General features: G+C 64.2%; 13 protein-coding genes. 7 read left to right on the top strand and 6 right to left on the bottom strand.

The window, feature by feature from the left end:
* On the bottom strand, window positions 1-1859 hold a 1859-nt coding region (locus VKT51_00505; protein ID HLJ82637.1), incomplete at its 3' end, for a hypothetical protein.
* Window positions 1860-1951: 92 nt separating this feature from the next.
* Between VKT51_00505 and VKT51_00500 the strand changes: the two genes are divergently transcribed.
* The gene (locus VKT51_00500) at window positions 1952-3094 is read left to right on the top strand and encodes an AI-2E family transporter (GenBank protein ID HLJ82636.1); all 1143 of its coding nucleotides are present in this window, start codon (window positions 1952-1954) and stop codon (window positions 3092-3094) included.
* Between the two features lie 90 nt (window positions 3095-3184).
* On the opposite strand, the gene VKT51_00495 is transcribed toward VKT51_00500, so the two are convergent.
* Window positions 3185-3685: a hypothetical protein gene (locus VKT51_00495; protein HLJ82635.1), complete on the bottom strand. Its 501-nt coding sequence runs from the start codon at window positions 3683-3685 to the stop codon at window positions 3185-3187.
* 79 nt (window positions 3686-3764) lie between these two features.
* Window positions 3765-5015 carry a glycosyltransferase gene (locus tag VKT51_00490; protein ID HLJ82634.1) on the bottom strand — a complete coding sequence of 417 codons (1251 nt, stop codon included), beginning with the start codon at window positions 5013-5015 and terminating at the stop codon, window positions 3765-3767.
* 455 nt (window positions 5016-5470) lie between these two features.
* On the opposite strand from VKT51_00490, the gene VKT51_00485 reads away from it, so the two are divergent.
* The 3 genes from VKT51_00485 to VKT51_00475 all read left to right on the top strand — a co-directional run bounded on the left by VKT51_00485 (window position 5471) and on the right by VKT51_00475 (window position 8068).
* Window positions 5471-6250, top strand: a complete 780-nt coding sequence (locus VKT51_00485; GenBank protein ID HLJ82633.1) for a 3D domain-containing protein — start codon at window positions 5471-5473, stop codon at window positions 6248-6250.
* Between the two features lie 112 nt (window positions 6251-6362).
* The gene (gene rsmA / locus VKT51_00480; protein ID HLJ82632.1) at window positions 6363-7235 is read left to right on the top strand and encodes a 16S rRNA (adenine(1518)-N(6)/adenine(1519)-N(6))-dimethyltransferase RsmA; all 873 of its coding nucleotides are present in this window, start codon (window positions 6363-6365) and stop codon (window positions 7233-7235) included.
* A 44-nt stretch (window positions 7236-7279) separates the two neighbouring features.
* Complete coding sequence (locus tag VKT51_00475) at window positions 7280-8068, top strand: CPBP family intramembrane glutamic endopeptidase (GenBank protein ID HLJ82631.1); 789 nt, start codon at window positions 7280-7282, stop codon at window positions 8066-8068.
* A gap of 3 nt (window positions 8069-8071) precedes the next feature.
* Here the strand turns inward: VKT51_00475 and VKT51_00470 are convergent, their stop codons facing one another.
* Window positions 8072-9067 carry a hypothetical protein gene (locus VKT51_00470; GenBank protein HLJ82630.1) on the bottom strand — a complete coding sequence of 332 codons (996 nt, stop codon included), beginning with the start codon at window positions 9065-9067 and terminating at the stop codon, window positions 8072-8074.
* Window positions 9068-9169: 102 nt separating this feature from the next.
* Between VKT51_00470 and VKT51_00465 the strand changes: the two genes are divergently transcribed.
* The 3 genes from VKT51_00465 to VKT51_00455 are packed head-to-tail and all read left to right on the top strand — an operon-like array spanning window position 9170 to window position 13900.
* Window positions 9170-10261 carry a metallophosphoesterase gene (locus VKT51_00465; GenBank protein HLJ82629.1) on the top strand — a complete coding sequence of 364 codons (1092 nt, stop codon included), beginning with the start codon at window positions 9170-9172 and terminating at the stop codon, window positions 10259-10261.
* Entirely contained in the window at window positions 10258-12828 is a 2571-nt protein-coding gene (locus tag VKT51_00460) for an AAA family ATPase (GenBank protein HLJ82628.1), read from the top strand. The genes VKT51_00465 and VKT51_00460 overlap by 4 nt, the downstream gene beginning before the upstream one ends.
* A 10-nt stretch (window positions 12829-12838) precedes the next feature.
* Window positions 12839-13900 (top strand): glycosyltransferase family 1 protein, encoded by a 1062-nt coding sequence (locus VKT51_00455; protein ID HLJ82627.1) that lies wholly within the window; start codon window positions 12839-12841, stop codon window positions 13898-13900.
* On the opposite strand, the gene VKT51_00450 is transcribed toward VKT51_00455, so the two are convergent.
* Window positions 13897-14520: a rhomboid family intramembrane serine protease gene (locus VKT51_00450; GenBank protein HLJ82626.1), complete on the bottom strand. Its 624-nt coding sequence runs from the start codon at window positions 14518-14520 to the stop codon at window positions 13897-13899. The two genes, VKT51_00455 and VKT51_00450, sit on opposite strands and share 4 nt — an antisense overlap.
* A gap of 7 nt (window positions 14521-14527) precedes the next feature.
* Window positions 14528-14866: hypothetical protein (locus VKT51_00445; GenBank protein HLJ82625.1), on the bottom strand; the 339-nt coding region annotated here is incomplete at its 5' end.

The following is a 14866-nucleotide window of genomic DNA, read 5'->3' as shown; positions in this document are numbered from 1 at the left end:
GCATGAACATCGCTCACTTCGACGTCGCCGAGCCATGCATGACCGATCAGTGCGCCTCGCAGCGACGCGCGCGAGACCGAGTCGATCGCGACGAGCGGGTTGCCCGCGGGAGCAAGGTTCTCAAGAGAGGCATGACTTACGCTCAACGCCATGCGACCGAACGGAACCGCAAGCGTGCCGAGCAGCGCGGCGGCCCCGTCGAGCTGCACGTGACCTCGCGGCAGCGCGGCGATGTGTTCGTCGAGACCGGGCAGCCCAACCGCGTGACCCGACGACGTGAGCACGAAGCGATGTGCGACGAGATCGGCGTTCGCGGGGGCGTCATTCGCGCGGCCGACGTCGGCTCCGGCGAACAACTCGCCGCCGGCTGCCTCGCGTGCATACGCCGCCAAGGCAAGGGCTTCCGGATCTGCATGCATTGCAACGCGTACCGACATCCCCTGATCAATGGCGTCTGCAAATCCGTCGCCGGTCAGCTGCGTGAGGGGGCCGTGGAACGCTCCCTCGGCGAGAACGGTGCCGTTCGCCGCGAGCTGAGAGATGACGGGCAGCCGCGCCGCGCCCGACGTGGTTTGCACTGCTAACTGCGCGCTGACAGGAGACGTGGTCAGGTCGATATCGCCTGCGCCATAGATCTGCGTGCCGGCGTAGAGCGCGCGGGCGGCGAGGATCGCAACGTGACCGTCATGATAGTAGAGATCGGATGAAAGACTGGACAATGGCACGGCATCGTAGGCGAGCCGGCCTTGCGATTTCAACCGGACATCGGCGTGCGGCTGCGCCGGTGCACCGCGTACAGCCACGTCGACCGCAACCTGGCCGTGCAGAGGCATTGCTTTCGAGAACGCGAGCAGCTCGCGCAGCTTCGCCAATGGCGCGAGCGCTTTGATCTCAAGATCTATTGCAGCGCTCGGTTCGAGCGTTACGAGACCGGATGCGCCCAAGGCGATGCCGGCGGCATCGCCCGAGAGCGCCGGAAAGAAGAGCGTGCCGTCGCGAAGTCCGACCGGCCCGCTGACGCCGCACACCGCGACGATGACGGGCATCGTCCGAATGCATCCCTGGCGAATCGAACCCGCGCCGACGAGGTGCCATGCGGGCGCTGCATCCTTCGGCCAGCCGATGGCGTACGCGGTGACATCGAAGTCGGCCGTACCCGATTCGACGACGAACGCCTTGCTCGACGTGAACAGATCGACTGCCGGTGCGATCAGAGCGCCGCGCACGCGCAGCGTGGCGCGCGCAACGTTGCTGAGATCGTTTTCATAGAGCGCGCCGTGGACCGGCAGCGTTGCCCCGCCGCTGGAATAGAAACCGGAAAGCATTCCGCGCGAAATCGCGCCGGGCCGCACGTTCACCGCGCCGTTGATGCGCTGAAGCGAGATCGATCGGCCCGCGATGGCCGGCGACGCGGCGTTGACCACGTCGACGCGTCCGTTCTTGACGGATAGGTCGAGCGGCGAAGCGGGGCCTCCTGACCCTCCACCGTTCAAGAGGTCGGCCAGTTCGAATGAACCGTCGGCGCGTCGAGACGCCAACACGGCCGGCGAGTCGAGCGCGATTTTGGAAAGTGTGATTCCGTGGCCGCTCAGGGTATAGGCCACGTCGACAGTGCGCGCCGCGATAACGGTCGTGCCGGCGGAATCGGTCACGACGAGATCGCGAGCGGACGCATGATTTGCGTCAAGCGTTAGATCGACGTGCGAGAGGTGCAGCGACTTTGATGAGAGCGCAATCGACAGTATGCCTCGTGCCGCGGCTGCGCGAAGCGGCGGAATCACCGCACATGCGCCAATGGCGATGACCAAGGCGAGCAGCCAGACGAGGGTGGTCTTCAGCGCGCGGCGACGTGTCTGCATGTGCGCTTCTCGTTCCCGTCGGGACGGCACACGAACCGGGCCCGTGGTCACGGTGTATGGTATCGCAGCCCCGGTGTTGAAAGCGCGGGACGATGGTTCATTTGACCGCTGACGACCGTCTGACGCGCAATCTCAAGATCGTCGCGCTGACGCTCTGCAGCCTCTGCCTGCTTGTCGCGGCGGGCATCGTGCTTAGGCGCGTCTTGCCGGTGGTGGTCGTGCTCATCGGCGCGACATTTTTCGCCTATCTCGTCTACCCGCCGATCGATTGGCTGCAGAAACGCCGCTGGCCCCGTTGGCTCGCGATCTCCACGGTCTATATGCTCTTGATCATCGTCTTCGGCGGGATCTTCGCTTTCATCGGGCCGCGCATCGCTATCGAGATGCGCGCGCTCGGCCGCGACTTCCCGGGGCTGCTCATGCAGACGCGCGCCGCGATCGTCGGCGCGAACAACAATCTCTTGGACGCCGTGCCGCTCGAAGCGAGGGAGACCGCGGTCAACGTCATCGACCAGCTCGTCCTACAGCTTCAGACCGCCGTTGGGGCCTTTGCGGGTCAGGCGCTCTCGATCGCGTTGAGCGTGGCATCGGTCATCACAGGACTCATCATCATCCCGGTACTTGCGGCGTACATCTTGCTCGACCTCGACCGCTTGCGCAATATGGCCATCCAGTTCGTCACGGAGCGCAGGCGGCAGATGGTGCTGGACGTGCTGGCCGACATTGATTCGGTGCTCAGCGGTTTTATCCGCGGTCAGATCATCGTCGGCTCGATCGTGGCGCTCATCGTCACGATCATGCTTCTTCTGCTGCACGTCAAATACGCGCTCTTGATCGGTATCTTCGCGGGCGTCACCGACATCATTCCGTATGTCGGTGCGATCGCGGGAGCGATTCCCGCCGTACTTATCGCGCTCTTCACGAACGGCCCGCTCTCGATGTTCGTCGTAGCGCTCGGCTTCCTCGCGATGTACGAAGTTGAAGGCCACTTCATCGCGCCCGCCGTGGTGGGTCAGCGCGTTGGATTGTCGCCGCTGCTGGTGATCGTCTCAATCCTTATGGGCGCGGAATTGGGAGGCGTGCTCGGTATGTTCGTCGCCGTGCCTATCGCCGGCACCGTGCGCGTTCTCGCGAAGCGATTCTTAGGGCGGCCGGACACCATCGCGGCGCAAGATGCGGGCTTGGTAACGGTACCAACAGCAGCGACCGAAGAGATCACCGCCATTCTGCCGTAGCGAACGAGATGTGGGCCGATAGAAAATCGGCCTCTTCAGCGATTATTTGAAGGGGCCGGCCTTATGCGGCCCCTTCAGTCGGCCCTTCAGCTAGGCGACTTCTTGGTAGATCGATCCGGCGAGCGCCGTGGTCTTTTCGCGTAAGGCGGCGAGACGTTCGGCCGGCGCCGCGAGAATGCGAGCACGCGCGAATTCGTTGAGCTTGCATCCGAGCGCGATGTAAGGCAGATTGAGTTCGCGATGCGGCTCGGCGCGATGATCGAGCTCGTCGACGAGCGCGACGTCGTCCGAATGGATCAAAACACGACGGATACCGAGCTTGCGCATGCGCTCGAGCACGGCTAACATGCCGGCGTACCCGAAGTCGCGGCCGAGCATGGCCGGCAGCTCTTGAACTTCGAACGGAATGAAGTGTTCACCCGATTGCGTGCCGAGCGCGCCGAGGATCTGCACCCCTGCGACGCCGCGATTCGGCCCGCAGCGGATGATGGCGACGTTCGCTTGATAGTCCGCATCGCGATGCTGCCGCGCCCGCGAGAGCGTTCGCGGGGGAAGCAGGGCGGGGCGCGAGGGCGCTAGGGTGGCGTTCATTTCATTTAAATTGTATCGAACAGGTGTTCGATAGTCAAGGCGAGGGATTGGACTTGGCGGCTCAAATACCGACCGTTGGTTACTTAATCCGGGACACTTGTGGGGGGATCTCGCCGACCTGATACCCGGGGTCCACCACCTCAAACAGTTCATCAAAGGCGGACATATCGGCAAGGCCGGCCTTATTCGCCAAGACGGCGTTGTAGACCGCCAGGACGCGCCCGGACGTGGCTCGCGCATCGAATTGAACGGCGCCGGCACGTGCATGTGCGGCCGCCGCCGCACGTCGCTCGGGTGACGTCAGAAGATCGAAAAGTGCGGCGGCCATCGCCTCGCCGTCCGGTACAAGCGCTCCGGCAAGATGGATTCCGAAGACGTCGCGCGTCTGCGGCGCATCGATCGCCACGACCGGCAATCCCGACGCGAACGCTTCTGCTATCACAAGTCCTTGCGTCTCCGTCGTCGATGGAAACATGAACGTGTCCGCGGCGGAATAGTAAGCCGGCAATTCGGCATGATCGACGTTGCCTGCGAAGGTCACTGCGGAACCGATTCCGGCTGCCTCAGCCTGCGCTTTCAGCGCCTCTGTGAGCGGCCCGGCGCCCACGAGAAGCAGTTGCACGGCCGGCAACCGCTCGCGCAAACGGCGCAGCGCGAGCAGCGCAAGCGGAATATTTTTCTCTTGCGCAAGCCTTGAGACGAGCAGCACCAGAGGTGCGTCCAGCGGAATGCCGTGGCGCGCGCGCACGGCAGCAGCGCTCGCCGCATCGGCCGCGCGAAACGCATCGATATCGATGCCCGTCGGCACGACGCAGACCGGCGCGTTCACACCTTGTTGCCGAAGTTGAGCTGCGACGGCCTGGGTAGGTACGATCACGGCATCGGCTGCGTTCGCGTAACCGCGCGTGAGTTCGCGCGTGAGCTGCGCGGTCAATCGCTGGCTGAGAGGCGAATAATGCGCGTAGCTCTCGAGCAATGTGTGATAAGTGAAGACGAGCGGCACGCGGAATCGCCGGCGCGCATAATACGATGCCATCCATCCGGTGATGAAGAGCGAATGCGAGTGGATCACATCGCATTGACTTAAGAACGCGCGCTTATTCTTACGCGACACGAGCGGCAGCGTCAGACGGTACTCAGTGCGCGCCGGCAACGGCAGCGACGGCATGCGAAACACGCGTCCGAGCGTCTCCGCGCCTTTCGGTATGTGGGGCGCAAACGTATATACATCGTGGCCTGCGCGTCGCAGATGATCGGCGAGCGAATCGACGGACGCGACGACGCCGTTGACGATCGGACGGTAGACTTCGGTGAAGATGGCGACTTTCAAATCGTGTTGTGGATAACCCGCATCATGGAACGCATTGCGCGATTTGCGTTCCTGTGGTTGAACTGCGGTTCCTTTTGCGGAACGTCGCAATGGAATGGTCGTCCCATCGCGCGCGTGTACCGCACATCCGGACCGAAAATTGACGACGCGCAAAAACGCATGATATAATTATCGCACTCATTCAGGCTTTTTATAAGCCTTCTTTTATTCGTGACGTTCGATGTTGATTTCGAACGCGCATTTTCGGAGACCGAGCACACTAGATCGCTCGGATATCGCGGACCACTCCTTCAACCGGTCGCGATCCATCGACACCCGCGCGTGCATTCGCGTGACTTCGCTGAAATCATATCAGAGACAGCCTAGCCGCGCCGTACGCCTTCGAGGAGACAATCCTGGACACGATCCGCCGTTATTTCTCGCCTCGTCTCGTTCCCGCTCTGCTCATCTTCGGCTTGTTCATCACATGCATCGCCGCCCGCTCCGCGGCCGTCGCAAAACTTCCACCCCGCGAGCCTTCGGCTTGGTCGTACACGATCACATCGCAATTGACGCCGCGATTTTTCGTCGCGGGCGCGCGACGCAGCGCGCTCGTCGCCTATTCGGGCACGACGAATCGCCTCAATTCCGTTGAGCGCGGTGATGCCGCCAGCCGGATCGCGCCGATCCACGTGGTCACGCGGGTCACGATCCGCCGCGTCGCGACCGTACAGGATACGACCGTCGAATACACGCCGCAGCTGCGCCCCGGCGCACGCAAAATCGTCCGCCGCGGCTCCCGAGGACTCTCGGTCGTCGCCGAACGCGTCACGACGTGGGATGGTATCGCGGTCGATCGCGTCGTGGTCTACACGCGCGTCGTTCGTCCGCCGACCGCGACGTTGGTCCGCGAAGGCGAACCCAGCTCGTTTGCGATGCTCAAGAAGAACACGCCCTACCGCCATTTGATCCGCGTCTATACCATGGAAGCCACCGCGTACACCGCCGACACCGCAAAAGCCAATCCGACCGGCTACACGGCCAATGGCATGCGCGCGCGTTGGGGCATCGTGGCAGTTGATCCGGACGTGATCCCGCTCGGAACGACCGTGTTCATTCCCGGTTATGGTCTCGCGATCGCCGCCGACACCGGCGGCGCGATCGTCGGCCATCGCATCGACCTCTGTATGGAGCGATACGATGACGCGATCCGCTTCGGCCGCCAACCGGTCGTGGTATACGTCGTCACGCGTTAAGGCGGTTGGGCGGACCTTTATGGTCCGCCGCCGCTCGTGTTGGGCGGACCTTTATGGTCCGCCGCCGTTCGTGTTGGGCGGACCTTTATGGTCCGCCGCCGCATTCCATCGCATGTCCGACGATCGCTACGCGTCGCCGAAGCGGCTGCTTGAGAGTCTAGGGCTCCGACCTCGTAAGCGATTCGGTCAGAACTTTTTGTTGGACGCGCGGCTCGCAGCGAAGGTCGCGAGCGCGGTACCGGCGCGCGCCTCAATCGTGGAGATAGGCGGCGGGGTCGGCTCGCTCACGGTGGCGCTGCAAGATCGCGCAACGACGCTCACTGTCCTCGAGATCGACCGTGACCTCGTTCCAATACTCCGTGAGAGATTTGCCGGCGACAAAAAAGTCGAAATCCGGGAATGCGACGCGCTCGAATTCGACTTCGCGGGCTACTTTCGTGGCGTGCCCGCGCCGCGCGCGATCTGCGGCAATCTTCCATATAATATCACCACCCCGCTGATCGAGCGGATTCTGGCCTGCGCCGGCGACTGGGAAGTCTCCGTCTTGATGGTGCAGCGCGAGTACGCGCAGCGCCTGACGGCGGCACCTGGTAAGCCGGAATACGGCAGTCTTACCGTTTTCGTCGGGTACCGTTGCCGAACGCGCAAACTCGTGGACATCGGCGCCGGCGGATTCTATCCGCCTCCCGCGGTGGCGTCTTCAGTCGTTGTGCTCGAACCGCATGCCGCTTCGGCGCCACGAGCGGTTGACGAGCGTCTCTTCTTCGCCCTGACGCGCGCATCGTTCGCGCAACGCCGCAAGATGGTGGCGAACAGCATCGCATCGGCTTTGCGGTTGGAACCGGCTGGACGCAAGCTTCTTGCCGCCGCACTCGAAGCCGCCCGGATCGACGGGCAGACTCGCGCAGAACGGATCGACGTCGGCGACTACATCCGTCTTGCCGATGCGCTGCATGCGCTAGGATTCACACTCCCAGGAGGGTAAAGGCGGCCGCTATGCCGCTTTCGCAATTATCTCACAGGTAGGTGATGGAAGAGATCGCTACAGAGCCGGCTGACCTTTCCGCGCCGGCGCGCTGGAACGGCTGGCGGGCCACTGCCGTCATCCTTTTCGGGGTTGCGGCGCTGTACTTGGTGCAGATCATCATCGGTGTCATCATCGCGATCATCGTCTTGTATCCGCAGCTTCAGGCGCAACCGCACAGCATACCCAACACGCAGCAACTGCTCGTGATGATGTTGAACTCACCGTCGCTCTTCTTGATCAGCGTCACGAGCGAGTCACTCATGGCGTTCATCGCGATCGGCTTGGCGATGAGCTCGCTGGGCGCTTCGCGCCAACAGCTCGGGTTTGGCCGTCCATTTCGCATCCTCGACGTCGGCGTCGGCATCCTCGCCGGCATCGCATTGATCGGTGCCGGTGACGTTGTCGGCAGCCTGCAACAACAGATCTTCGGCCCCCATCCTCAACCCACCGTGCAGATCATCATGAGCCATCACGGCATCGTGTCGTTCATGCTCGACTTCGTATCCGTTGCGCTTGTAGCCGGGATATGTGAAGAGCTCATGTTTCGCGGCGTTATGTTCACCGCGCTCGCCCAGCGCATGCCGGTATGGACTGCGGCGGTGCTCAGCGGTCTTGCGTTCGGACTTGCGCACGCGGAACTTTGGAGCCTTGCCGCCCTGACCGTCGTGGGAATCGGGCTGGCCTTGCTCTACTCGCGCACGCGGTCGATCTGGCCGAACATGGTGGCGCACACGACGTTCAACGCTTTTTCGCTCGTGCTCATCTACTTTTTCCCGCAGTACGCGAAATGACGTCTAGTGGGTCGCGATCGCGTACCATAGGTAGACGACGTAGAGGATGCCGCAGGCGGTCAACGCCCACGAGTTGAGATGGTCGCGCATCTGACTGACGCACAAGACGATGATGACGGCTGCAAACGTCGCGATCGCCGCGGTATAGGCGAAGCGATCGATGACCCATGGCGTCGCAAGCAGCGCGATCGCTGAGGCGATCGACGTCTGAAACATCATCGCCCCGATGACGTTGCCGACCGCATAGTCGTCCAGGCCGCGCCGCATCCAGATCACCACATTCAAGAGTTCGGGCAGTTCAGTTGCGATGGGGCTCAAGAAAAGAGACAAGACGAGCGGCGCGATCCCGAACGCCGTTGACGCGGCCGCCAACGACGTGACAAACCAGTGCGACGCGAAGACCGTCACGCACAATGATAGTGTGAGTTGCGCGAAGACCACCGCCGGGGCCGGCCGTCGCATTCCCGGCGAAAAGCGCAGCGGCGGCGGCTCGGCACGCGTTGTCGGAGAGGTATCGCGCATGTTATACGTGACGAACGCCACATACGCGACCACGATCAGCACGGCGACGACGGTGCGCACAATCGACGTCGGCGCAAAGGACGCGCCGATGACCAACGCAAAAGTCAACGCGAACAACCCCAGGCCGAAACGCGTGGAGCGCATGCCGACGCGCACGTTGCAATCGCCGCTCGAGTCTCGCGTCCGCGTAAGCGCGATGATACCGACCACCGCGAAGACCGCGGTTGAGAGCATGAACGGCGCGCCCAGAACCGCGCCGATTCCAACCGCTTGGCTTGCTCGGTCTCGCAGCACGACCAGCGCGACGAATGCGATCGCGGTTTCCGGCAAGGATGATCCGATGGCGGCGATCACCGAGCCGACGGCACCGCGCGCCAAACCGTACAGCGCGCCGACCCACTCGACCGCGTTGGTGAAGGCGTCGCTCGCGAGGACGAGCAAGACCAGCGCGCTAATGGCGCCGATGGCGATGAGCACGGGCAGGGCGACTTTGCCGGGAGCTCACACTTCCCATGCAGCCATGCGCATCGTCGCGCAAAGGAGCGGACCGTAAGCTATCGCATCGTCCACATCGCCGATGTGCACCTCGATGCCGCGTTTGCCGGCGAGGATGCGCGCTTCGGCGCGCGCCGGAGGCGTCAGCTGCGAGAAGCGTTCGAGCGTGCGCTGCGCCTGACGCGCGATCGAAGAGCCGACGCGTTCTGCGTTGCCGGCGATCTCTACGAGGACGCATGTGCCGGCAAAGACACCGCCGAATACTTGCGCCGCTGCTTCGCTGAGATCGCGCCCACGCGCGTCTTCCTCGCCCCAGGCAATCACGATCCGTTCGCGCCCACGTCCATCTACGGTCAGATGCATCCGTTGCCGTCGAACGTCACGCTCTTCGACGAACGGTCGTTTCGACCAGAGCGGCTCGCCGACGGCATCACCCTGTGGGGAATGGGCCAGACCTCTGCGCTCGACCACGCACGCGCGATCAGTGGATTCACGTGCAACGGCCCGGGGACACACCTTTTGCTTTTCCATGGCTCCGATCAGGAACACATGCCGCCGGGCAAAGAGACCATCGCGCCCTTCTCGGACGTTGAGATATCGCGCGCCGGTGCGGTCCACGCCATGGTCGGTCATTTCCACGGCAAACTGCAAGGGACGCACTACGCATACCCCGGCTCACCCGAACCGCTCAACGTCAGTCAGGACGGGGAGCACACGGCGAGCATTGTCACCATCGCCGACGGGACCGTCAACGTAGGGTTCGAACCGTTAAGTGCGACGCGCTACGTCGTGACCGATCTCGACGTCGCACCGTACGCCGATTCGTCAAGCCTCGAAGACGCGATCAAGGAACGATTCGCTTCGATCGTCACCGCGCCGGGTTCGATTTTTTGCCGCCTCCGCTTAGTCGGCGCGGCGCCCCCGTCGCTCGATCCCGACCTGCAAGCGTTGCGAGCCGAGATCCGCGAGGCGTACCCGGGTTCAGACATCGTGCCTGAGTTCGCGGCGTTTGACCTCGACGCGATCGAACATGAAGGCAACACCGTGCGCGCGGCGTTTGTGCGGGAAGCGCGGTCGCGCATCGCGGCCGCGTCGTCCGTCGCCGAGCGCGAAGAGCTCGCGAGCGCGCTGAAACTCGGGCTGCTCGCATTCGCGCGCAAGAGGCTGTTTCAGTGATCCTCAAGCGCATCGTGATAGACGGTTTCGGCCGACTCGTGCGCCTGCCGCCGATCGATTTCGCGCCGGGGCTCACGGTCATCGCAGGCGACAACGAAACCGGAAAGTCCACGCTTGCCGAATGCGTCATCCGGACGCTCTTCGGCTATCCGAACCAACCTTTCAACGACGATCTCAATCGCTATCGGCCGTGGGCGCCAGGTGCACCGTTTCGCGCCCGCGTCGCGTTCGCGATGGACGATGGCCGCTCGTTTGAGACCACTCGCGATTTCGCGGACGACGTCCGCGCGATCACGCGCACGCTCGATACGCAAGAGCAAGTGGATGAGTGGGGCGGCAGCAGAAAGGATGGCCCCGGTTCGAGCGCGTTAGCCCTCTCGCTCGAAGCATACACCGCGGCCGCCGTCATCCGCGCCGGAGAGCTGCGCCACGATGATCCCGACGGCTTCGCGAGCTTGAGCGAGCGGCTGATGTCGGTGGTTGGGGCCGCCGGCGAAGAGGGCGCCGATGCCGCGGTCGCCGCGTTGCAGCGCTTCGCGAACGTGGATATCGGCTCGCCGCAGTCGCGCACCACGCCGTTCGCCCGCGCTCGCAGCGCGCGCGAAAAGGCCGAGCGGGAACGCGAAGAGGCGAGCAAGGCATTTCACGGATTACGCGTCCTCATCGAACAGCGTGCGGCCGCGGCGAGCGAGGTCGAACAGCTTGCGGCAAGTGCGCGCAAAGCCGAATATGCGGTCAAGGCGTCGAGATTGCGTGCGCTGCAAGACCGCCTGAAGGCAGTCGAGGCTGCGCAGGCAGATCTCATGCACGCGAAGGCGAAGCTTGAAGAGGCAGAACGCGAAAGCGGCAGCGTGAAGCGCGAGAACAGCGCGTCGATCGCCGATGCCGAGCCCATGATATCCGAACGGGAGGCCGCGCGGGCTAAAGCCGAGTCGGCGGCCAAGCGCGCCGCCGCCGGCGCAAAGCAGGCGGACGAGCTTCGCGTCTCCCTGCGCGAGTGTCAAACCGCGATCGCGCTCGCCGAGGCGCAGGCGGTCGAACTCGAAACAGCTTCCAAGTCGGCATCGGAGGCGAACGAAAAGCAGCCGATCAACCGCGCCGAACTCGACTCTCTCGAAGCTGAAGACGCCGCGCTGGATCTGTTGGAGAGCAAAGCGCGCCACGCCCAGACCGCGGCGGCGATCGCGCGCCAGCAGCCGGCGCCAAGTCCGTTTGTCGCTGCCGTGATGCTCATCGCCGGCGTTCTCGCGCTGATTTTCGGCTTTGACACGCAAGCCCAGGTCTGGGAATACTCCGGCGGCACTGTCGCAGTCGGCGGTCTCCTGCTGCTGCTCGCATTCATCTCCGCCGCCGGCAAGCGCGCGGCGAGGATCCGCTTTGCCGAAGATGCCGCCGAAGAACTCGGCGATGAGCTCGACCGCTCACGCGATGCGCTGAAAGGGCACTGCCGTTCGTTTGGCGTGGCAGACGTCGCCTCGGCGCGTCGGCTTTTCGCCGCGCGCGGCGATGTCGACAGGCTCTTGGTGGAAAAGCGGTCGGCGGAACAGACAGTTCTCACTCGCCGCGAGCAGCAGCGCGCACTCGAGGCCCAGATCAACTCGATGGGCTCCCTGCAAGCCGAGAGCGAAAGCGAAAAGGCGGCGGCGGCGCACGCCGACGCGGCGTTGGCGGCGCGTCTCGACGCGTTGGGGGTGCCCGCGAACCAAGACCTCGGCGCGCGTATCGACGCGTACCGCTCCTTGCGCGAGTCGCTCGAACAGAGCGCGCATGCGCGCGCCGACTACGAGCAGAGGAACGCGGCGCTCGCGCAAGCGCTCGGTTCGTACGATGTGGAGTCGCTTCATCACGAGATCGTCGCGTTGGTCGAGGAGCTGCGCGACCTCCCCGATGTCGCGCTCACGCTGTCCGCGGCCGTCGACGAGGCCACCGCGCGTGCCGGACTCGCTGATTTGAACAACCGCCTCGCTGACGCCAACAAGCGGTTGAGCGAACTCGAGGGCGCCTTCAACGCCTCGAAACCTCTGGATATCGCGGACCTCGAAGAGCGCGTCACCGCTTGCCGCGAGGAAGAGCAGCGCCTGGCCGCGGCCCACCGCGCGGCACAGCGTGCGCAAAACCTCATCCTCGAGGTGAAGTCTGCCGTCCACAAGACGTTTCTTCCGCTCATGAACGAATTGCTCGGCGAAGGTCTGAGCGCCGTCACGGCGGGGAAATACGTGCGAGCGCACATGGCCTTAAATTTCACTGTGCGGCTTGACTCTGCAGAGCGCGGGGGCACGATCGACCCCGCCGAACTGTCGGACGGCACAAAGGAACAAGTGAATCTGAGCTTGCGCGTCGCCACGGCGCAAACACTTGCGAGCGGCGAGCGCGTGCCCCTCATCTTGGACGATGCGCTTGCCCACGCGGATCCGCAACGAGCGGCGGCCGCGCTGCGATGGCTCGCCGCGCTGGGCGCGCGCGGTATCCAATCGATCCTGTTCACGCAGCGGCCCGACCTCAGCGCGCTCGCCCACGATCTCGACGGCGTCGCCGTCGTCGACCTCGCCGCGCTGGCCAATTCGTAAGAAGGCGCGCGTGCCGTTATCGCTCGGCGTCGACGCGGCGAATCTGCTGCACGACCGTCGCGGCATCGGCAGGTACGTGCGCGCTCTGCTCTCGCTGTGGGCCGCCTCACAGCGCGAACGTGTGACCGTCACGCTCTTGGTGCCTCAGCTTTTTCCGGGGTTCGTGCGCGACCGGCTGCAAGCGGAGGCAGGCGGACACTTTGCCGTCGCTCGCCGCTCTAAGGCCGCCGTGCTCGGATTGGACGCCGTCTGGTATCCGTGGAACGGCATGACGTGGATTGCGCCGATGCGCCGCATTGCGACCGTCCACGACGTCTGGCCTTTCGTCGAACCTGCGGCTGATGAGCGAAGGCGCCGCAACGAGCAGACTCCGTTTCGCACCACCGCTCGCGAAGCGGCGCTGATCATCGCGGATTCGGAATTCACGAAGAGCGAGATCGAGCTTCGGCTGGCGCCCGTCGCAGCACCGATCTCGGTCGTCCCTCTTGGCACCGCTTTTCCACCCGCGTTCGCCGGGATCGCGCCGGCCGTGTTCGACGACGCACGGCGTTACGTGTTATTCGTCGGCGAGGCAGAGGAGCGCAAGAACGTCGGCGCGCTCGTCGCGGCGATGGGGGCTCTCCCGCCGGGCGTCGCACGCGGTACGGTCCTCGTCTTGGCCGGCCGGTGCGCGTCGGTCGTTCGCGATCGAGCGCGTGCCGCGGGAGTCGATGCGCGTCTGGAAGGCGAGGTCAACGACGCACGGCTCGCCGCACTCTATCGCGGAGCGGCAGTGTTCGTGTTTCCGTCTCGCTACGAAGGCTTTGGACTTCCCATGCTCGAGGCGATGGCATTCGGCACCCCCGTGATCGCGTCGGCTGCGGCGAGCATCCCCGAAGCCGGCGGCGACGCGGCGTTGTATTTCGCGCCCGCGGATACGGCCGCGCTCACCGCCCTGCTCACGCGAGTGTTGAGCGAAGAGACGCTGGCTGACGACCTGCGCCGGCGCGGTCTGCGACGCGCCTCCTCGATGACGTGGGAGCGATGCGCGGAGAGCACGCTGCTCGCGATCGAATCTGCGCTTTCGCGCTAGCCGTCGGGCGGTCCGAATTGCGGCGTGGGGTCCTGCGGCGCTAGCTCTTTGAGCCGCGCGGGAGTAAGGATCCACGCGACGGCCACGCCGCCGATCAATCCGCCGATGTGGCCGGCATTCGAGATGCCGGAGTTCACGAAGCCGTTGCCGAGCGTCAGCACGATCGGCATAAGCGCGCTGCGCAACAAGACGCTGCGCGCGTGCGGAAGTTTGAAACCGAGCACCGCCATCGCGCCGAACACTCCCATGATGGCTCCGGATGCGCCGGCGGTCGCATCGTTCGTTCCGATCGTCGAATAGTACGCGGCGAATCCGCCGGCCACAAGCGCGACCATGTAGATGGCGAAATAGCGCGCGCTGCCGTAGACGTACTCCACCAACAGTCCGACCTGGAAAAGCGCGTACGAATTAAACGCGATGTGGAGAATGCCATAGTGGATGAAGCCCGAGGTGATAAGCCGCCACCACTGCCCTTGTTGGATCAGCACCGGAACGATCTGGCCCAGACTGACGAGCGGTCCGGCCGGCTGATCGCCTCCCGTCACGGCAAGATCGTACAGGAACGCGACCCAGCACAGGCCGAGCATGGTCAGGGTCACCGGCGCCGTACGCCAGCTCATCGAACGATCACGCGGGTGGTGCGCTAAGCGCGGTGCGCAGCCCGGCGACGAAGAGCGGGATCATGATCTCGTGATGGCCGGTGAACATATAACCTTTTCCGCCATCGAGATGCGGCCGCACCACGACATTCGTCCGCGGCCGGTAGTGTCGCACGAAGTCAAAATCCGCCGTGACGAAATCGTTCCGGTAGCCGAGATTGCGCGCGATGGAGAGCGCCTTGAGGAACACCTCCGGTAGGATGACCGCCGAGCCGAAATTGCAGTAGACGCCGCCATCGCTCACGGCCGCGACGATTTCGGTGAAGCGTCGGAAGTCGAACATCGTAGCGGCGCCGAGCGCCGCGCC

The organism is Candidatus Eremiobacteraceae bacterium (genome assembly GCA_035295225.1).
In the GTDB taxonomy this organism is placed as follows: Bacteria; Vulcanimicrobiota; Vulcanimicrobiia; order Eremiobacterales; family Eremiobacteraceae; genus JABCYQ01.
Note: the sequence above shows the minus strand (reverse complement) of the source record. Positions and strands in the feature narration are given on the sequence as shown.

Coding starts and splice junctions, on each gene's coding strand:
- VKT51_00475 (HLJ82631.1), top strand. CDS start 7,280: ATGGAAGAGATCGCTACAGAGCCGGCTGACCTTTCCGCGCCGGCGCGC.
- VKT51_00495 (HLJ82635.1), bottom strand. CDS start 3,685: ATGAACGCCACCCTAGCGCCCTCGCGCCCCGCCCTGCTTCCCCCGCGA.
- rsmA (HLJ82632.1), top strand. CDS start 6,363: ATGTCCGACGATCGCTACGCGTCGCCGAAGCGGCTGCTTGAGAGTCTA.
- VKT51_00450 (HLJ82626.1), bottom strand. CDS start 14,520: ATGAGCTGGCGTACGGCGCCGGTGACCCTGACCATGCTCGGCCTGTGC.
- VKT51_00500 (HLJ82636.1), top strand. CDS start 1,952: ATGGTTCATTTGACCGCTGACGACCGTCTGACGCGCAATCTCAAGATC.